Here is a 19,057-nt window from a genome sequence, read left to right on the forward strand (position 1 = left end):
GGTCGAGATACTGACCCCGGGGTCGAGATACTGACCCCGGGGTCGAGGAGAGCTGATCCCCGACCGGGCTGGCGGGGTCGCCGCACTGCGTCGACTGCCGTGATCACGCGATCGACTCGGCTGAGGCTGTGGGTGACATGCTGGGGGAGTCGGACCAGAGCGTGTCACAGTGAGGTGGCCCATGGGTAATATGCCGGGTTTCGTATCCATTCGGGAGGTTGGGCCGCGCGACGGGCTCCAGAACGAGGAGCCGATTCCGACCGACGCGAAGGTGCGACTGCTCGATGCGCTCTCCCAGACCGGGGTGGAGCGGATCGAAGCGGTGTCCTTTGTGCACCCAAAGGCGATCCCGCAGATGGCTGACGCCGACGAGGTGTGGCGGCGGGCGGAGCGGACCGAAGGGGTGCGTTACTCGGCGCTGGTGCCGAACACACGGGGTGCCCACCGCGCGTTGGCCGCTGGGTTCACTGAGATAGAGGTGGTGGTCTCCGCCAGCGACACCCACAACCGGCGCAACGTCAACCGTTCCACTGACGAGTCGCTGGACGACATCGCCGAGTTGGTCGAACTGCTGCACAACGCTGGTGCTCGGGCGGAGGTCATCGTCGCGACCAGCTTCGGCTGCCCGTATGAGGGGGATATCGACCCCGTTCGGGTGGCGGGAATCGTGGACCGGGTGGTGCGCGACGGCGCTGATCGGGTGGCGTTTGGCGACACCACCGGCATGGCGACGCCCCGCCGGGTCCGCGAGTTGGTAACGGCCGTACGTGATCGCCACGCACACATACCGGTGCTGCTGCACTTCCACAACACCCGTGGCGCCGCGTTGGCGAACCTGTTGACCGCCATCGAGCTGGGGATCACCGAGTTCGACGCGAGCGTCGGCGGCCTGGGCGGCTGCCCGTACGCGCCCGGGGCCAGCGGCAACCTGGCCACCGAGGAGGCCGTGCACCTGCTGCACGACATGGGTGTCGATACCGGCATCGACCTGGCCGCCCTGATCGAGGTCGCCGAACTGGCCGAGGAGCTGGTCGGCCGATCCCTGCCCAGCGGTGTGCTCCGGGCCGGCCCGCGGACCCGGCTGACTCCCCTGCCAGGCTGACCAACTCGCCAGGCTGACCTCTCCCTCGCCGGGCTGGTTCTCACCACCGTGCGGTCGGACCGGCCGCACGGTGGTCGCTGCCGTGGAGCCGGATGGGCGTCCGGATCCGCCCGGTGTGGGGCAGGCAGATGGTGGGCATAGTGCGCTACCCTAACGATCGTTCAGGAAGGTTCGGTGGTGCGTGCGAGGTGCGCCGGACCGGGAGCGGCGGCACAGAAGGAGTCGGCGTGACGCTCGATGGTGAGGCGCTGGAGCAGCTACGCAAGCGGGCCCGGGCCGGTGGTGCGGACAAGTACCATGCGGCGAATGCCGCGAAGGGCAAGCTCTTCGCCCGGGAACGAGTCGCGTTCCTGGTTGATGAGGGGTCGTTGGTCGAGGACGGGCTCTACGCCAACGCGCTGGCCGAGGGGCTGCCCGCCGACGGCGTGATTACCGGAACCGCCACGATCGACGGCCGCCCGGTCTGTGTGATGGCCAACGACTCCACGGTCAAGGCCGGCAGTTGGGGAGCCCGGACCGTCGAAAAGATCATTCGGATCATCGAGCGTGCCTACGCGACCAAGGTTCCGATGGTCTACCTGGTCGACTCGGCTGGTGCCCGGATCACCGATCAGGTGGATCTGTTCCCCGGTCGGCGGGGCGCCGGAAAAATCTTCTGGAACCAGGTCCGTGCGTCTGGCTCGATCCCCCAGGTCTGTGCGCTCTTCGGGCCGAGCGCAGCGGGTGGGGCCTACATCCCCGCCTTCTGCGACGTGGTCGCCATGGTCGAGGGAAACGCCAGCATGTACCTGGGTTCGGACCGCATGGTCGAGATGGTCACCGGAGAGCAGACGACGCTGGAGGCGATGGGCGGGGCCCGAGTGCACTGTGCCGAGTCCGGCGTCGGTCACTTCCTCTGCCGGAGTGAGGCCGACGCACTCGACGTCGTGCGGCGCTACCTGTCGTATCTGCCGACAAACTGGACCCAGCAGCCGCCCTCGGCGCCCCCTGTCGAAGCACCGGCGAAGGTCGATCTGGCGGCGCTGGTGCCAACCAACGAGCGCCAGGCGTTCGACCTGCGTCGGTACGCGAAGGGGCTGCTTGACCAGGGCAGCTTCTTCGAGATTCAGGCGCTCTGGGCCAAGGAGTTGACCATAGGTTTCGGCCGGCTCAACGGCGAGGTCGTCGGCGTGGTCGGCAACAACTCGATGTTCAAGGGGGGCGTTCTCTTCGTTGACTCGGCCGACAAGGCGACGCGGTTCGTGCAGCTCTGCGACGCCTTCAACGTGCCGCTACTGTTCCTCTCCGACGTGCCCGGGTTTATGGTCGGCAGCGCGGTGGAGAAGCAGGGCATCATCCGGCACGGCGCCAAAATGATCACTGCGATCTCCGAGGCGACCGTACCCAAGATCTGCGTGGTGGTGCGCAAGGCCTACGGGGCCGGCCTCTACGCAATGGCCGGCCCCGGGTTCGAGCCGGACGCCACGATCGCCCTGCCGACCGCGAAGATCGCCGTGATGGGTGCGGAGGCGGCGGTGAACGCGGTCTACGCCAACAAGATCGCGGCAATCGGGGACGAGAGCGAACGCGCCGCCTTCGTCGCTGCCCGCCGCGAGGAGTACGAGCAGGACATCGACATCGTCCGGCTCGCCAGCGAACTGGTGGTTGACGCGATCGTGGAACCACCCGAGCTGCGAGGTGAGCTGATTCGCCGGTTCACCGCCGCCCGCGGCAAGGATCGTCACTTCGCGACCCGTCGGCACGGCGTCACCCCTGTCTGACCCGGCCGCCCCGGCGTCACGAGCGACGGGTGGCCCCTCCCCCTACCAGGAGAAACCCATGGACTTTCGGCTCACCGAGGAGCACGAGGCACTGCGGACGAGCGTCCGCGACCTCGCCCGCGAGGTGGTCGCTCCGGTCATCGCCGACCACTACGAGCGGCACACCTTCCCGTACGACGTCATTCGCCGGATGGGGAAGATGGGCCTGTTCGGTCTCCCCTTCCCGGAGGAGCACGGCGGAATGGGGGGTGACTACTTCGCCCTCTGCCTCGCGCTGGAGGAACTGGCCCGGATCGACTCCAGCGTGGCGATCACGCTCGAGGCGGCGGTTTCGCTCGGCGCTATGCCCATCTACCGGTTCGGCACGGATGAGCAGCGGGCGCGGTGGCTGCCGCGGCTACTTAACGGCACGGCACTGGCCGCGTTCGGATTGACTGAGCCGGGCTTCGGCTCGGACGCCGGGGGGACCCAGACTCGGGCGGTACTCGATGAGTCGACGGACGAGTGGGTGATCAACGGGTCGAAGGCTTTCATCACCAACTCCGGGACCGACATCACCGATCTGGTCACCGTCGCCGCGGTTACCGGTACGAGGCCGGACGGTTCGAAGGAGCTGTCCACGATCATCGTGCCGACCGGGACCCCGGGCTTCACGGTGGCACCGGGGTACTCCAAGGTGGGCTGGACGGCCTCCGACACGCACGAGCTGACCTTCGACGACTGCCGGGTACCGGCGGAGAACCTGCTCGGCGAGCGGGGTCGAGGCTTCGCGCAGTTCCTGCGGATTCTCGACGAGGGGCGGATCGCGATCGCCGCGCTCGCAGTAGGACTGGCCCAAGGCTGTGTGGACGAGTCGGTCCGGTACGCGAAGGAACGGCACGCCTTCGGCCGTCCGATCGGGGCCAACCAGGCGATCCAGTTCAAGATTGCGGATATGGAGCTGCGGGTGCACACCGCTCGGCTGGCGTACTACGACGCCGCGGCGCGGATGCTCGCCGGAGAACCATTCAAGCGCCAGGCGGCCATCGCCAAGCTGCATGCCAGCACCATCGCAGTAGACAACGCCCGGGACGCCACTCAGATCCACGGCGGCTACGGCTTCATGAACGAGTTTCCGGTGGCCCGCTTCTGGCGGGACGCCAAGATTCTGGAGATCGGTGAGGGTACCTCCGAGGTGCAGCGCATGATCATTGCTCGGGAACTGGGGCTGTAGCCGGACCGGGACGCTCTTCGGTGGAACTACCAGCGGCATCGCTGTCGGGTATCCGCAGTGGCCCGTCAGTAGGGCGACGATGACCTGTCGGCAATCGTCGTTGATCCGTACTCTTCCTGGCCATGAACCCGGAGGATGACCATCCACGGTGGCCGGGCGGACGGGTGGGGCTGCCCGACCTGCTCCGCGGGCACCGGCTCGCCGCTGGCCTGACCCAGGCCGACCTGGCGGGCCGGGCTGGCATCGGGGTCCGGACTGTTCGGGACGTGGAGCGAGGACGTTCGTCGCGGCCCCAGCGGACCACCGTCGAACTACTCGCGACCGCCCTTGGCCTGGCCGGAGCAGCGCGGTCCACCTTCGTCGCCGCCGCCCGACACGTGCCGACGTCCCGCTGCCCGGAGGACGAGTCACCGCTCTACGCCGGCCCGGAGGGCATGGTGTGGCCGACCGCGCTGCCCCCGGCCCCCGAACTGATCGGTCGGGAGCGTGACGTCGCCGAGCTGGTCGGGATGCTCACCGGCGAGCCGGCAGCCCGGCTGGTCAGCCTGGTCGGATTGGCTGGCGTTGGCAAGACGGCGCTGGCCCTGTCGGTGGCCCACGCGGCTGCCGAGCACCTTCCGGGTGGGGTAGCCGGGGTCCTTACCGGGGAGGGAACGGATGTTGCGGAGCTGCTTGCCGCCTCGGCGGCGGTCTTTGGGGCCGCTCGCCTCCCCGAGCTCGCCACCCTCCTTACGGATCAGCCGGCACTGCTGCTTGTGGACGCGGTGGAGCGGGCTCCCGGCCCGGTCGCCGAAGCCCTGCACCGGCTCGCGACCACGGTGCCCTCCCTGCGTGTGCTGGTCACCGGCCGGCATCCGGTCGGGCTGCGTGGTGAGCGGGTCCGGCCCGTAGCCCCGCTCGATACGCCACCGTCGGACCGCGACGAGGCGGGTCCGGCGGCCCTCGCCCGGTATCCGGCGGTGGCGCTCTTCACCACCCGGCTCGCGTTGGTCCGGCGGAACCCGCCGACGGCCGAGGAGTTGCCGGCGTTGGCCCGGCTGGTCCGGCGCCTCGGTGGCCTGCCGCTGGCGATCGAGCTGATGGCGGCGCGGGGGCACCTTCTCGACCTCAACGAGCTACTCGACCGATACGGCGATCGGGTTCTCGATCTGGCGACCGCCTCCGGGGCAGCGGAGCGGCCGGGTTGGAACGCTGCTGACCCGGGCCCGGCACAGCGATCGCCCGCGGCGGTCGTCGAGACGCTGCGGGACGCTGTTGCGACCAGCTATCTCCTGCTCAAACCCCAGGAGCAGGCGGCCCTGCGGCGGCTCGCCGTCTTCGGTAACCGTTGGTCGATCAAGCTGGCCGAGGAGATGCTCGAGGCTGGTGCCGAAACGGCGGACGTGGCGCTGGTCGGTGATCCGGTTGTGCTGCTGGACCGGCTCCGGGAGCTGGGTCTACTCAGCATTCGGGGAGTGGGGTCGTTCCGATTCCGGCTGCTCGACGCCGTCCGGGAGTTCGCCGTTGAGCAGGCTGCCGGCGCGGGGGAACTCACCCTGGCCCGACGTCGACATGCCCGGGTCATGGCCGGACTGGTCGCCGAGACGGCCCCGTACCTGGTCGGGGCGGACCTGACCGCGGCGGTGCACCGGCTGGATGATGTGGGCGGGGACATCAGCTCCGCTCTCGCGCATGCCGCTGTCGACGAGCCGGTGACCGCGCTGGGCCTGGCGGCCGGACTCGTCCGCTGGTGGCGCTTCCGGGGGCGGGACGTCGCCGGTCGGCAGTGGCTGCGCCGGTTGCTGGCGGATCCGCGTACCGCTGACGCTGCCCCCGTCCTGCGGGCGTGGGCGTTGCTGGGCGTGGCCCAGCTGGCTGCCGAACACGGCGCGGGGGCTGAGGAACTGCCGGCCGCCCGCGCGGCACTCGCCGCTTTGCAGTCGGCCGGTGACGTCACCGGTGAGCTGGCGGCCCGTACGGTTCTGGGCAGGTTGTTCACCGGCACCGGCGACCACGATGAGGCGCGGGGACAGGCCGAGGCGGTACTGGCGCTGGCCACCCGGCATGGGCGGATCCGGGACATGACGGTGGCGCAGAACAACCTGGCCTGGCACGGGATCCGGGTCGGTGACCTCGCCACCGCCCGGCGCCGGCTGGCTGCCGCCGATCGGCTGGCGGCCCAGTGTGGGGAGCGGCGGCTACGAGTACTCGCGATGGCCAACCTGGCCGAGGTCACGCGACTTGAGGGCCGGTACGACATCGCCGTCGATCAGGGGTGGAGGACGCTGGCGGCGTTGACGGCGCTGGGTGACCCGGGGCACCACCGTCGGGTGCTGGGCACGGTCGGGCTGGCGCTGGCACAGGACGATCGGGTGACGGAGGCGGCCGAGGTGCTGGCCGAGCTGCGGCCGGGGGGACCGGCGGCGGGTCTGAGCGGGATGCCGGCGGACGGGATCTGTGGGTTGATCGAAGGAACACTGGCGTTGCGCCGGGGTGATCGGGAGCTGGCGGCCGAGTGGTTCGCCGTCGCTGCCGAGGCGGGGGCCAACAGTCAGGACCGTCGCGACCTGGTGGAGGCGCTGGTGGGGCTGGCCGCCAGCACGGCGGAGCCGGCGGTGTTGGATCGGCTGGATGCGGTATGCCGGGTCAGTGGGATCCGTCTGTTGCCGCCGGAGGTGGAGGCCTTGGCTGCGGTTACCCGTCGGCCGTGACCGGTTGCGGCGGAGAACGGGGGGCCGGTGAACAGGTCCCGGGAGGTGGCGCGAGCGAGAGCCCCCTCTGTTACCCCTCGCTCGTCGCCCGCGCCCTCCCCCGGGTGCATCCCCCGTTGATTGGAGCTTAGTAGGCGGGTAAAAGTCGGCTGACCGATTTACCCAACAATGGGCAGGCCATGGACCAGTTCTGCCGCTCTTTCTGCCGGTGCTGTCCTCCACTGGCCGGATCGTCGCCAGCGGAGGACACCACCGGGCCAACCACGGCGGGTGTCAGTCGCTGCCCCGGTCCGGTTCCGAGCCGGTGGCACCGGCGGTGGCACCGGGGTGGGCCGCATCTCGCACCCGACGTAGTCCATCGAGGAGTCGGGCCAGCGACTCCGGGTCGAGCTGCCCGGTGAACCACTCCTCAATGATTCGTAGGTGGCCCGGGAGCACGGCGTCGAGCCGCTTACGGCCGGCTTCGGTAGCCACTGCGAACGAGCTGCGTCGGTCGGCGGGGCAGGCGCGTCGGGCGAGGAGCCCATTGCGTTCCATTCGGTCGACCACGCGGGTCGTCCCGCTGGTGGAGAGGGAGGTCTGTGCGGCGAGGTCGGTCATCCGAAGCTGGTTGTCCGGCGAGCGGGCGAGCCGGGTGAGCACCTCGAACTCCACCGGGGAGAGGCCGTGCTCCTCGAACTGGGCGGTGAACCGGGCCGACAGTCCGGCGTGCGCCTCGACGAGTAGGCCGACAGCGGTGATCCGGGGGTCGTTGAACAGATTGTGGTCCACCCATCGATCTTACCAGTAGTTGATCAGTGCAATATTGCTGCGGACGTATTTGCCCTGCATGTTATTTGCAAGACAAGCACATTGTGGACGGAACCTGGGCCCAGGTTTGGTGGGCTCGTGTGTGCCCGGCTCTGGCCTGCTGCCTTGGGCGCTCTTACCGTAAATGGTTCACAATGCGCTGCGGAGCGGCATCGCACCGTCACCTTTGGGCGCCAGGAGGACACATGGGCAGGGATGTCACGCGAGGCGCCTTCTCCCGGGAGGATCGGGTGCGCTACCGCCGCAAGGTACGTCGCTGCCTGGACGTCTTCGCCTTGATGTTGGACGACTTCGGGTTTGCTGCCGACCGGCCGACGACCGGCTTGGAGATCGAGCTGAACCTGGTCGACTCCGCCGCCGAACCGGCGATGCGGAACGAGGAGATTCTCGCCGACATCGCTGACCCGCTTTTCCAGACCGAGCTGGGGCAGTTCAATCTTGAGCTGAACGCAGCGCCCCGACTGATCGAGGGCACCGGCTTCGCCGGCTATGAACAGGACCTTCGCGGCAGTCTTGCCCGCGCCGACGAGCGGGCCGCCAAGTCCGACGCGAAGATCCTCCTGGTGGGAATCCTGCCCACCCTGACCGAGGGGCACCTGGTCGTTGACAACCTCTCCACCAATGAGCGCTACCGGGTGCTCAACGACCAGATCGTCGGAGCGCGGGGCGAAGACATCGAGCTCGACATTCGCGGGGTCGAGCGGCTGCAGACCCACACCGACTCGATCGCTCCCGAGTCGGCGTGCACCAGTCTGCAGTTGCACCTCCAGGTCGCGCCGGACAGCTTCGCTGACTACTGGAACGCCTCGCAGGCGATCGCTGCCGCCCAGGTGGCTACCGGGGCTAACTCCCCCTATCTGTATGGCCGGCAACTCTGGGCGGAGACCCGGATCGCGCTGTTCCAGCAAGCGACCGACACCCGGCCAGACGAGTTGAAGGCGCAGGGCGTCCGCCCTCGGGTCTGGTTCGGTGAACGGTGGATCACCTCGATTTTTGACCTCTTCGAGGAGAACGTCCGCTACTTCCCGCCGCTGTTGCCGATCTGCGAGGAAGAGGACCCGGTGGAGGTGCTGCACGCCGGGGGAGTGCCGAACCTCGGCGAACTGCGCCTGCACAATGGGACCGTCTACCGGTGGAACCGACCGGTCTACGACATCACCGAGGGGCGTCCGCACCTACGGGTGGAAAACCGGGTCCTGCCAGCCGGTCCGACTGTGATCGACATGCTGGCCAACGCTGCCTTCTACTTCGGATCGGCGCGCGGGCTGGCGGAGGCGGATCGTCCGGCCTGGAGTCAGCTGACGTTCAGCGCGGCGGAGGAGAACTTCCACTCCGCCGCCCGTCGGGGCATGGACGCGGTGGTGCACTGGCCTCGGCTGGGTGAGGTGCCGGTCGCCGAGTTGGTCCTCGACGTGCTGCTGCCGCAGGCGGCGATCGGGTTGGACCGGTTCGGCGTGGCTCCCGGTGAGCGAGACCGGCTGCTCGGCGTCATCGAGCAGCGCTGCCAGACCCGGCGCAACGGCGCGGTGTGGCAGGCGGAGACGGTGTGGGCGGCCGAGCGACACCGGAAACTCGACCGTTCGGCGGCGCTGCACCACATGGTCCAGCGGTACGCCGAACTCCAACGCACTAACGAGCCGGTGCACACCTGGCCGGTCGACTAGGCGGCCGGCGGGTTGACCGTAGGCCCCTCCGGCCGGAGCGTCGGGGTCGATGGTGACCGCCGGGCACGAGGCAGCGCCCGGTCGTAGGGCGCCCCGCCAGCACCGTCAGCTGGTGCGGCGGGTGGATCGGGGCCGGCGCGAACCCGTTTCCTTCGGCTCCGCTGAGGCGGGGGCGGAATCCTCTGCTGGCGCATCGTCCGCGGTGCGCTGAACCGGTACCCCGCTGGTGGCGTCCGCCTTCACGGTGCGGGGCCGTCGGCTGCCTGCTCCGCGGGGCCGGCCGCGAGTGGTGGGCGTCGCGACGGTCGAACCGTCCGGCTCCGGGTCGCTTGGGGACTTCGCCGACTGGGACGAATCAGCTGAGGGCTCCGTTGGCCGGTGCGCAGTTGTCCGCCGCCGGCGGCTGGCCTGTTGGCCGACTGCGGTGACCAGCGCCGAACCCCCAAAACCGAGGATGACCGCGTACGGGGCGATGAGGTGCGCTGACGTCTGGCCGGGAGCGAGGTCGGCCAGGTCCGGCACGGCGAGCAGGTAGGCGACCGCGACGAGGAGCGGGCCGGCTGCGCCGGAGGCGGTGGCACCCACCTGCTGGCCGGGACGTTGGGCCGGGCCACGGGCGACCAGTACGCCGATGACAAGGGCGGAGCCGAGGGATAGCAGCGCACCCGGCCAGTAGAACCAGTCGCGGAGCCACAGCTCGGTTCCGCCGACGCTGAGCTGCCAGATGCCGAGCTGGGCGGTATTCAGTCCCTGTCCCGCAATGACGCCATCCACCACCGCCACCACCGCGAGCAGCCACAGCCAGCCGACGGTTGCGATCACGTTGGTGGCGGCGGCGCGGGAGTGCAACGCCCAGCCGGCGATGGCCATGCCGACCAGGACACCCAGGGCGGCGTATCCAGCGGCGACCTCGCGGGGCGCGGCGACGCCGGGTACCACAGCCACCCGTGCCGGTACGGCGGTCAACAGCACCGTGATCAGAGCACCGCACCCGCTGGCGCCGACGAGCGCCGCTCTGCCGAGCGCACTGTCGGACTCGGCCAACTCGGCCTGGCCAGGCCCCACCCAGGTGGTCGGTGCGGCGGCATCTGATCCGCTCGGGTTGCCGGTCGTCGAGTCCGCTCTGGACGGCTCGCCGTGGCTGTTGGTAGGCGGATGCACCACCGGGCCACGACGACGGAGGCGTTGTGCGCAGATCGCACCAGCCACAGTAGAGGTAGCGGCGATCCACGTGGCCCAGATCAGGCTGGCTGTCCAGGCGGTGACGGCGACGCTCTCATCGGGCGGCGGGGCCCAGTTGATGATGCCCAGGCCGTAGCCGAAGCCCAGCGCGGCGGCGCCGGCCCCGGCAGCGGTGCCAAGCGCGGTCATGATCGATATTGCCCAGCCGCGTCTCGCCATGCCGGCGAGCGTAACGTCCTGTGGTCGGGGCGGGGAGTACCACGCTCAGATTCTCACTCAGAGTAATCGTTCTGGGGTGTTCCGGTTTTCGGTGCTCGAGGTGACGATAAGTGCGATCGCCCTGGCGATCGCTGGGTCGGACGTTGACACGGACCGGGCCGCGGTGAACTGATTCCCGTCAAACCCCCTGCTGGCGGGCTAGGTTGTCGTCAGGCAGCGAGGGGGACGTGGGATGAGTGACGACCGAAAGCCCGCCGCCGACGGGCCGGACGATGAGACCCGTCCGCTGCCCGCCGACCAGACCGCGCCGCTGCCGCCGACTGGAGGGCCGGCGACATGGTCCGGGCGTGCGGGTGTGCCGCCGCCGCGTCCGCCGGAGTATCAGGAGGCGCCCGGGTGGTACGCGGAGCCGAACGGGCGACGGTGGTGGTCGCCGATTCTCTGGGGGGCGATTGTCCTCCTACTCGCCGTCTTCGGCGCCGGTCTGTGGCTCGCCCTCGGTGCCGGCGACGACGAGCAGGTCAACCCCGACTCCTCGCCGTCGGCCACCACGGCACCGGCATCGCCGACGCCAACGACTCCCACACCGACCAGGACCGCCCCGACCACGACCGGGCCAACCACGACCGCGCCGTCGCCGACGGAGGAGCCGGGTGAGGTCCCGATGCCCCCAGTGGTCAACCTGCCGCTGACGACGGCTCAGGCGCTCCTGGAGCAGACCGGACTGGCATACCGGGTCCAGTACCAAATCTCGGAGCAGCCCGCCGGCATCGTGATCGAGACGGAGCCGCGCGCGGGTGCGCTGGTGCCGGAGGGGACGGCGGTCGTCCTGGTGGTGTCGAGGTCCGGGCCGTCGCCGCAGCGGCCGACGCTCACTCCGAACCCGGAACCCACCCCCACCCCGGAACCCACCCCCACTGGCTGACCGAACACTCACCTCCAGCCCACCGGTGGCCGGGCGTCACCCCTGCCGGCTGACTGGCCGGTGCTCCCAGGTGCGGAGTTCTGGGGGTGCGGGTGGAGCTGCCGGGTAGGCGTACCGGTGTTCTCTCGTAGGTACGCCCACCGGCGGTGGATCGCAGCAGTTCAGCCCACCCGTGCGGGGGTCCGCGCCAGCGGTCGGCGCTGTGTCCCTACGGTGTGTGGGCGGCGTTGCGGCGCGGCCTGGATCTGGTCCAGCCCTTCCTGCTGTACGAAGATCGACCGCCGGCTGACCGCGTCCCCCGATGCGTTCAACTCGTAGCCGTCGAGCCAGAGCCAACCGTCGTAGGTCGGCCAGTCGAGGACCCGGATCACTCGAAAGGCGATGGGTCGGAGGAACTGGACACTCGCCGCGCGAGTCACGTGCAGTACGTCACCGGTGCGGGGAAGCACATGGGCTCCTGGGAAAGAGGGCCGGCGGAGGCGCCGGCGGGAGTTGTCGGGGGACATGTGTTGTCGGCCTCGGGGTGGTGCCCCGCCGGCTGGCGTTGTTGGTGTTTGGCCGTGGGATCACCACGGTGGGAGAGCGGAGTAGGACTCTGCGTGATCCTCCATAGGGAATAGAGTGCATCAGTGACGTGCGACATGCAAGTTGCATGTCGGTTCTTGCCGATGGGTTGTCTGTCCAGAGCGATGCAATGCTTGAGCTGTTCGTATTCGGGCGGCACACTGAGGGCCGGGTTCGCCCCGCCACCATCCGCCGTCGCGAGCCCGTCCACCGGCGTGCCCTCCCCGGCGCGACGGCCGCGCCGGGAAGTTGTCAAGGTGGAGGGGGACGGGTGGCAATGACCGCGAGACTGAGTCCGGGGTGGCACCGTGGCTGAGCGGCGAAGCCCGACGATCCGCCGGCGGCGGCTGGGCGCGGAACTCCGTCGGCAGCGTGAGGCTGCGGGGATCACCATCGAGTCGGTCGCCGAGCAGCTCGAGTGCTCGGCCTCGAAGGTCTCCCGGATCGAGACCGGCCACACCACAGCGACGCCCCGCGATGTCCGGGACATGCTCCGGATCTACGGCGTGGTCGGTGCGGAGAGCGACGAGCTGGTACAGATCGCTCGCGAGGCCCGACAGAAGGGCTGGTGGCATCCGTACAGCACAGTTCTGGTCGGGGCGTACGTCGGCCTGGAGGCGGCGGCCAGCTCCATCCGCGCCTACGAGCAGCAGGTCGTGCCGGGTCTACTTGAGACCGAGGAGTACGCGAGCGCCATGATCCGCGCTGCCCGGCCGGACTTCACCACAGAACAAGTCGCACAACGTGTCCGTGTCCGACTGGGTCGTCAGTCGTTGCTGACTCAGGATGATTCAGTCGATGTGTGGGTGGTGCTCGATGAGGCAGTGGTGAGCCGACCGGTGGGTGGGGACACGGTGATGCGTGGTCAGCTCAAGCGGCTGTTGGAAGTAACCGAGTTACCGAACGTGACGTTGCAGATCCTGCCGTTCGAGGTTGGTGCGCACGCGGGCATGGACGGGACCTTCAGCATCCTGAGCTTCCCCGAACCCAGTGATCCGGATGTTGTGTACGCGGAGAACGCCACGGGTGGGCTCTTCCTGGAAAAGAGTGACGAACTGCAGAAGTACAGCTTCATCTTTGATCACATCCGCGCGGCGGCCATCAGTCCTGAGGAGTCCATCGCACACATCGCGAAACTGGCAGAGGAGCCGTTGTGGAAATGGCGACCAAGGAGTTCCCCGTGGACCTGACGCAGGGCACCTGGTTCAAGAGCTCGAAGAGCGGGCCGAACTGCGACAACTGCGTTGAGGTGGCGTACGTGCCGGGGGCGGTCGGCGTGCGGGACTCGAAGGACAAGTCTGGCCCGGCCCTGGTCTTCAGCCGGGGTGACTGGCGTTCCTTCGTCAGCGATGCGCGGGGTGGAGCTTTCGACCCGCGTTGACCAGGACCGGTGTCCCCGTCCGCCCGTTCGGATGGGGACACCGATCGGTTGTTCTGGGTTCGGCGAACCGGGCTTGCCCCGGGCCCGTCGCCACAACGGCTCCGTCTCGTTGAACCCGTCGGTACGGTGCAGGTCAGTGACCCGCCGCGCCGATCGGCAACCGAACGAAGTAGGCGAGACGGATGACGACGATCGGGTCAGAGAACCTCACCAACGGTCCGGGCAAGCCGGAGCGGTTCGGTGGCAAGTACCGCGGGACACGCCGGGACACGGTGCTCACCGAGGTGGTGTCACCGGACGCCGAGGCTGGCGAGCGGCAGGATGGGTCCACACCTCCGCGACCTGCGCCGCCGCACCCCCTGCCTTCGCTCGACCCGGAGCCGCCAACCGGGCCGGGTTTTCCGGCCGATGGCTGGTCAGCCGGACCGGTTGAATCACTTGTTGATCACCCGTTGCTGCGTGGTCTCCTGCTGGAACTGCCCCCGAAGGGCAGTGTTCCGCCACCGGGTTGGCTGGATCGCTGGTTCGAGGCGACCCGGGCCATCCTCGAACTTCTCTATGTGCAGGGCTCCGGGCGCTCCCGCTGACCTTGTTTTCCACGTCGGGCCGCTGGTCAGGCGCGAGTCCGCGGTGCTGATCGGTGGTGCCTGCGGTGGCTTCCTCCCCCGGTGCCCGGACGTGGCCCCGTCGCCATCTCGGTGACTTTCCGGGCAGGCCACTGGGGCCCGGTAACTAGATGTGTTGATTTCTCATCTCCCCGCCGATTATTCTTATCGATAGATTGGCATCTATCGATTGACTCGCCGGGAGTCGGTCGACCTCGATGCCATCCGGAGGGAGACAGAGGAGATGGGTCTATCCCGAAGGTCCATGTTCGTCGGACTAGCCACGATGGCCATGATGGCGTCCGCAACCCCCGCTATGGCCGCTGAACCGGTTGGTGAGATCCGTAGTGCGGGAGGCGCTACGGCCGTAGCCGACAGCTACATCGTGGTCTTCAAGGACAGCGCGGTAGGCCGCGGTGCGGTCGAGCGGTCAGCCGCTCGCTTGGCGGACCGGCACGGTGGCCAGGTTGCCCGGACGTACACCGCAGCCCTCCGCGGAGCCGAACTGCGGGTGGACGCCGGTGCCGCCGCTCGGATCGCCGCCGACCCAGCGGTGGCCTACGTCGAGCAAAACCACCATGTGTCGATCACCGACACCCAGAACAACCCCCCGTCCTGGGGTTTGGACCGGGTTGACCAGCGCGACCTGCCGCTGGACAACTCCTACACCTACCCGAACACCGCCAGTGACGTGACTGTCTACATTCTCGACACCGGCATCCGCACCACCCACCAGGACTTCGGTGGTAGGGCTACCTGGGGCACCAACACCGCCGACAACAACGACACCGACTGTAACGGGCACGGCACGCACGTCGCCGGCACCGTCGGTGGCACGGCGTACGGCATCGCCAAGGAGACCAACCTGGTAGCGGTGAAGGTGCTGAACTGCGCGGGCACCGGCAGCTGGGCCGGGGTGATCGGCGGCGTCGACTGGGTGACCGCGAACGCGGTCCAGCCGGCGGTGGCGAACATGAGCCTTGGCGGCGGTGCGAACAGTGCGTTGGACGCCGCGGTGACCAACTCGATCGACTCCGGTGTCACCTACGCGCTGGCGGCGGGTAACAGCAGCGCCAACGCCTGTAACTACTCACCGGCCCGCACCCCCGACGCGATCACTGTCGGCTCTACCACCAGTAGTGACGGAGTGTCCTGGTTCTCCAACATCGGAAGCTGTCTGGACATCTTCGCGCCGGGCTCGTCGATCACCGCGCCGTGGATCGACAGTGACACCAGCACAAACACGATCAGCGGCACGTCGATGGCATCGCCGCACGTCGCGGGTGCCGCGGCGCTGGTCCTGTCGGCCAACCCGTCGTACAGCCCGCAGCAGGTTCGGGACGCGCTGGTCGACAACGCCACCGACGGTGCGATCGGCTCCCCGGGCAGTGGCTCCCCGAACAAGCTTCTCTACGTCGGTGACGGTGGCACCACGCCTCCGCCGCCGCCGACCGGTTGCTCCGGCACCAACGACACCAACGTGTCGATCCCGGACGCTGGTTCCGCGGTGACCAGCTCGATCGCCATCGCCGGCTGCGATCGGGACGCCTCCTCCTCCTCGACCGTGGCGGTGGACATCCCCCACACCTGGCGGGGCGACCTCGTCATCGACCTGATCGCGCCGGACGGCTCGTCCTACCGGCTGAAGACCAACGACCTGTCCGACTCCGCCGACAACGTCAACGAGACCTACACGGTGAACCTCTCCAGCGAGGCAGCCGACGGCACCTGGCAGCTTCAGGTCCGCGACGCCTACCGCGCGGACACCGGCTACATCGACACCTGGACCCTGACCGTCTGATCCGGTTCCACGGGGCGGGGCCCTTTCCGGAGTCTCCGGGAGGGGCCCCTGCCGTGCCGGGACCTTCTCAGACGGCGAAGCTGGTGGGCTTGCCGGTGGCGGGTTCCGGCGGCTCCGCCTTCCACAGGCCGGTCTTCTGTGCGGCCAGCCGGGCCAGGTAGGCCGGGTTGAGGATCAGGTAACGACGCCAGAGGCGCCCTGGTTCCAGACCGAGTCGCCAGAACCACTCCAGGCCGGCCCGCTGCATCCACGGTGGCGGCTGCCGCAGCAGACCCGCATGGTAGTCGAAGGCCGCGCCGACCGCCATCAGCGGCATGTCCAGCAGCGGTCGCATGGCGTACGTGAAAATCTCCTGCCGCGGGCAGCCCAGCCCGACCAGAACGAGTCGGGCCCCGCTGTCCCGAATCCGATCGGCGATCTCGACATCCTCACCGGGTTGCACCGGTCGAAATTTGGACGGCTCCACCCCGGCGAGCTTCAGCGCGGGAAACATTCGCTCCAGCGCCGGCACCAGGGTCGCGAGGGTCTCCTCGGTGGAGCCGTAGAGGTAGACCGGAAGGCCCTCGTCGGCGAAGCGGGACAGCACATGCAGGGTGAGCGTCGGGCCGTAGACCCGGTCGGTCAACCCGGCGCGGTGCAGCAGGTTGAGTGCCCAGCGCACCGGCTGTCCGTCCGGAGTGACCACGTCGAACGAGTTCAACCGGGCGTTGTGTGCGGGATCGAGCACACCGGTCATCACGCCGTGAACGGCCAGGGCGGTCAGCGCCAGTGGCTGCCGCTCGTGCGCCGCCGTCACCACCGTCTCGGTGGCGGTGGCGTAGTCGGTGACATCGACGAGGACGCCGAGCACGTTCCGCTTGCCCCGGAGGGTCATGACTGCGGAACCCACTTGTCGACGTTGGCCTCGTAGATCTCACGCATGATCATGGGCACGTCGTAGACCTGCTTCCAGTCCGGGTAGTCGGCGTGGAAGGCTTCGTTCGAGCCGATCCACCACTTGTGGTCGCCGATTCGGTTCGCCTCGACGTACTCGGAGTTCATCTCCTGTCCGGTGATCTGCTGGGCCAGGGCGAAGGCCTCGCGCATCGAGGTGTTGGAGTGCCGGCCGCCGCCCAGGTTGTAGACGGCGGCGGAGCGCGGGTTACGAAAGAACGACTCAAACGCCGAGACCACGTCCGAGCTGTGGATCGCGTCCCGGACCTGTTTCCCCTGGTATCCGAAGATCTTGTACTTCCGGCGCTCCATGTTGGCCCGCATCACGTACCCGAGGAAACCGTGCAGCTCGGTGGCGGCGTGCGCGGGCCCGGTCAGGGTGCCGCCGCGGAAGCAAGCCGTCCGCATGTCGAAGTAACGGCCGTACTCCTGCACCATCACGTCCGCCGCCACCTTGGAGGCGCCGAAGATCGAGTGCAGGCAGGCGTCGATCGACATGTCCTCCCGGATGCCCTGCTCGTACGGGTGCCCGGGCTCGATCTCCCACCGGGTCTCCAACTCGACCAGGGGCAGGCTGTTCGGCCGGTCGCCGTAGACCTTGTTGGTGGAGCAGTGGATGACCGGCGCCTCACTGCAGTGCTCGCGGACGTTCTGTAGCACGTTGAGGGTGCCGGCGGCGTTGACGTCGAAGTCAGTGAACGGGTCGCGGACGGCCCAGTCGTGCGACGGCTGCGCTGCGGTGTGGATCACTACGGCGGTGTCGCGGCCGTAACGGCGAAAGAGCTTCGCGAGCGCGTCCCGGTCGCGGATGTCGATGCTTTGGTGCGAGTAGGCGGCGCCGAGTTCCTCCGTGAGCCGTCGGACGTTCCAGGCCGTCGAGGCCTCCGCGCCGAAGAACTCCTGCCGCATGTCGTTGTCAATACCGACGACGTCGAGGCCGAGGCTGGCAAAATGCCGGACCGCTTCGGAGCCAATCAGACCGCCCGATCCGGTCACGAATGCGACACTCACATGTCACTCCTGGTCCGTCGGAGTCAAGAACGATCGGAGCATAGCGTGACGCAACGTGCCCCGAGACGGCGCGAGGGCCCCGCTACTGCGGGGCCCTCGTCTGGTGGGGAAGGGGGGAGTTGAACCCCCACGCCCTTTCGGGCACACGGACCTGAACCGTGCGCGTCTGCCATTCCGCCACTTCCCCGTGGCTTCAACCGGAGACACCTGGTGTCCGGCCCCCGGGCGGTGCCGGGCTCGGGACATTCTACGTGGCTCCTCGCACTTGCCACCAACGGTTACCCTCGTAGGACGGCCACCGTTTGTGGCGGACGAAAGACTAGCACGACGGAGCCGGCCCGCCGAACGGGCCGGGATCAGCGTGGCCGAGCGGCGTGTGAGCTGCACGCTTCTCGGCCGGATACCATCATGTCCTCGGGACCCGAGGAGGAGCCGGTGAGCGTGCTGCAACGCTTCGAGAAGCGTCTGGAAGGCCTGGTCGAAGGGGCTTTCGCCAAGGTCTTCAAAGGGGTGGTCCACCCCGTGGAGATCCTCAACGCCATGCAGCGGGAGGCCGAGGCGCACAAGGCGATCCTGGCCGGTGGGCGCACGTTGGTGCCCAACCGCTACGTGATCGATCTCTCGCCATACGACCACAGTCGCCTGGCGCCGTATGCCGCCGCACTGGCCCAGGAGCTGGCCCAGTCGCAGGCGGAGTTCATCGGCGAGCAGGCGTGGACGGTCTACGGCGACGTGATCGTCGAGATCGAACGGGGGGAGGGGCTCGACACCGGCATGTTCCGGGTCACCGCCGAGGTGTACACCGGCGGTGAGGTCGCCCCGGTGTCGGGGCCGGGCTACGACGCCGGCCCGCCGGCCTACCCCGCCTACGACCAGGGGGGCGGTTACGGACCGCCGCCCGGCCAAGGTGGCGGCCACAACGTGCGGCTGGTCTCCGGCGACGGGCGGACCTACCCGCTCCAGCTGGGCACGACCGTGATCGGCCGAGGCGACCAGGCCACCCTGCGGCTACCCGATGTCGGCATCTCACGGCGACACGCCCGGCTGGACTTCGACGGCGGGCAGGTCGTGCTGACCGACCTCGGGTCGACCAACGGCACGATGGTCAACGGTCAGCGGGTCTCCGCGGTCGCCCTCAACCCCGGCGACATGGTCCAGCTCGGCACCACGACGCTGACCTTCCGCGTGGACGGCTGA

The 19,057-nt window shown here is 68.8% G+C and carries 16 protein-coding genes and 1 tRNA gene; 11 read left to right on the forward strand and 6 right to left on the reverse strand.

The annotated features are described in order from the left end of the window. The first annotated feature begins 190 nt into the window (after positions 1 to 190). From AC1UKG_RS00280 to AC1UKG_RS00295, 4 genes are all read left to right on the forward strand, one after another. A complete protein-coding gene (locus AC1UKG_RS00280; protein ID WP_018813924.1) occupies positions 191 to 1,102 on the forward strand; it encodes a hydroxymethylglutaryl-CoA lyase in 912 nt (303 codons plus the stop codon). A 227-nt stretch (positions 1,103 to 1,329) separates the two neighbouring features. Further along, positions 1,330 to 2,862 (forward strand): acyl-CoA carboxylase subunit beta, encoded by a 1,533-nt coding sequence (locus AC1UKG_RS00285; RefSeq protein WP_018743559.1) that lies wholly within the window; start codon positions 1,330 to 1,332, stop codon positions 2,860 to 2,862. 58 nt (positions 2,863 to 2,920) lie between these two features. Beyond that, positions 2,921 to 4,075, forward strand: a complete 1,155-nt coding sequence (locus AC1UKG_RS00290; protein WP_018743560.1) for an acyl-CoA dehydrogenase family protein — start codon at positions 2,921 to 2,923, stop codon at positions 4,073 to 4,075. 122 nt (positions 4,076 to 4,197) lie between these two features. Beyond that, positions 4,198 to 6,765: a helix-turn-helix domain-containing protein gene (locus AC1UKG_RS00295; protein ID WP_018813923.1), complete on the forward strand. Its 2,568-nt coding sequence runs from the start codon at positions 4,198 to 4,200 to the stop codon at positions 6,763 to 6,765. A 273-nt stretch (positions 6,766 to 7,038) separates the two neighbouring features. On the opposite strand, the gene AC1UKG_RS00300 is transcribed toward AC1UKG_RS00295, so the two are convergent. After that, positions 7,039 to 7,536, reverse strand: a complete 498-nt coding sequence (locus AC1UKG_RS00300) for a MarR family transcriptional regulator (protein ID WP_018743562.1) — start codon at positions 7,534 to 7,536, stop codon at positions 7,039 to 7,041. A gap of 224 nt (positions 7,537 to 7,760) precedes the next feature. Between AC1UKG_RS00300 and AC1UKG_RS00305 the strand changes: the two genes are divergently transcribed. Continuing rightward, entirely contained in the window at positions 7,761 to 9,239 is a 1,479-nt protein-coding gene (locus AC1UKG_RS00305; RefSeq protein ID WP_018743563.1) for a glutamate-cysteine ligase family protein, read from the forward strand. A gap of 105 nt (positions 9,240 to 9,344) precedes the next feature. On the opposite strand, the gene AC1UKG_RS00310 is transcribed toward AC1UKG_RS00305, so the two are convergent. After that, positions 9,345 to 10,610 (reverse strand): hypothetical protein, encoded by a 1,266-nt coding sequence (locus AC1UKG_RS00310; protein WP_475889607.1) that lies wholly within the window; start codon positions 10,608 to 10,610, stop codon positions 9,345 to 9,347. A gap of 262 nt (positions 10,611 to 10,872) precedes the next feature. On the opposite strand from AC1UKG_RS00310, the gene AC1UKG_RS00315 reads away from it, so the two are divergent. Next, entirely contained in the window at positions 10,873 to 11,565 is a 693-nt protein-coding gene (locus tag AC1UKG_RS00315; RefSeq protein WP_482642812.1) for a PASTA domain-containing protein, read from the forward strand. A 161-nt stretch (positions 11,566 to 11,726) separates the two neighbouring features. Here AC1UKG_RS00315 and AC1UKG_RS00320 read toward each other — a convergent pair whose 3' ends face one another. Then, positions 11,727 to 12,014, reverse strand: a complete 288-nt coding sequence (locus tag AC1UKG_RS00320; protein ID WP_018743567.1) for a hypothetical protein — start codon at positions 12,012 to 12,014, stop codon at positions 11,727 to 11,729. Positions 12,015 to 12,437: 423 nt separating this feature from the next. Between AC1UKG_RS00320 and AC1UKG_RS00325 the strand changes: the two genes are divergently transcribed. The 4 genes from AC1UKG_RS00325 to AC1UKG_RS00340 all read left to right on the forward strand — a co-directional run bounded on the left by AC1UKG_RS00325 (position 12,438) and on the right by AC1UKG_RS00340 (position 15,916). Then, positions 12,438 to 13,319 carry a Scr1 family TA system antitoxin-like transcriptional regulator gene (locus AC1UKG_RS00325; RefSeq protein WP_018730928.1) on the forward strand — a complete coding sequence of 294 codons (882 nt, stop codon included), beginning with the start codon at positions 12,438 to 12,440 and terminating at the stop codon, positions 13,317 to 13,319. Beyond that, on the forward strand, positions 13,289 to 13,510 hold the full coding sequence (locus tag AC1UKG_RS00330; RefSeq protein ID WP_018743568.1) for a DUF397 domain-containing protein: 222 nt from the start codon (positions 13,289 to 13,291) through the stop codon (positions 13,508 to 13,510). The genes AC1UKG_RS00325 and AC1UKG_RS00330 overlap by 31 nt, the downstream gene beginning before the upstream one ends. A 182-nt stretch (positions 13,511 to 13,692) precedes the next feature. Then, positions 13,693 to 14,097, forward strand: a complete 405-nt coding sequence (locus tag AC1UKG_RS00335; protein ID WP_018743569.1) for a hypothetical protein — start codon at positions 13,693 to 13,695, stop codon at positions 14,095 to 14,097. Between the two features lie 262 nt (positions 14,098 to 14,359). Then, entirely contained in the window at positions 14,360 to 15,916 is a 1,557-nt protein-coding gene (locus AC1UKG_RS00340; RefSeq protein WP_482642811.1) for a S8 family peptidase, read from the forward strand. A gap of 67 nt (positions 15,917 to 15,983) precedes the next feature. Here the strand turns inward: AC1UKG_RS00340 and AC1UKG_RS00345 are convergent, their stop codons facing one another. The 3 genes from AC1UKG_RS00345 to AC1UKG_RS00355 form a co-directional block, all read right to left on the reverse strand. Next, positions 15,984 to 16,790 carry a WecB/TagA/CpsF family glycosyltransferase gene (locus AC1UKG_RS00345; RefSeq protein WP_018743571.1) on the reverse strand — a complete coding sequence of 269 codons (807 nt, stop codon included), beginning with the start codon at positions 16,788 to 16,790 and terminating at the stop codon, positions 15,984 to 15,986. Continuing rightward, positions 16,787 to 17,860: an NAD-dependent epimerase/dehydratase family protein gene (locus AC1UKG_RS00350; protein WP_018813916.1), complete on the reverse strand. Its 1,074-nt coding sequence runs from the start codon at positions 17,858 to 17,860 to the stop codon at positions 16,787 to 16,789. Before AC1UKG_RS00350 ends, AC1UKG_RS00345 begins: the two co-directional genes overlap by 4 nt. A gap of 101 nt (positions 17,861 to 17,961) precedes the next feature. After that, positions 17,962 to 18,047 (reverse strand) — tRNA-Leu (locus tag AC1UKG_RS00355). A 221-nt stretch (positions 18,048 to 18,268) separates the two neighbouring features. On the opposite strand from AC1UKG_RS00355, the gene AC1UKG_RS00360 reads away from it, so the two are divergent. Continuing rightward, positions 18,269 to 19,057, forward strand: coding sequence for a DUF3662 and FHA domain-containing protein (locus AC1UKG_RS00360; protein ID WP_018743573.1), 789 nt, complete (start codon positions 18,269 to 18,271; stop codon positions 19,055 to 19,057).

The organism is Salinispora sp. CH2A1_6, from assembly GCF_056820975.1.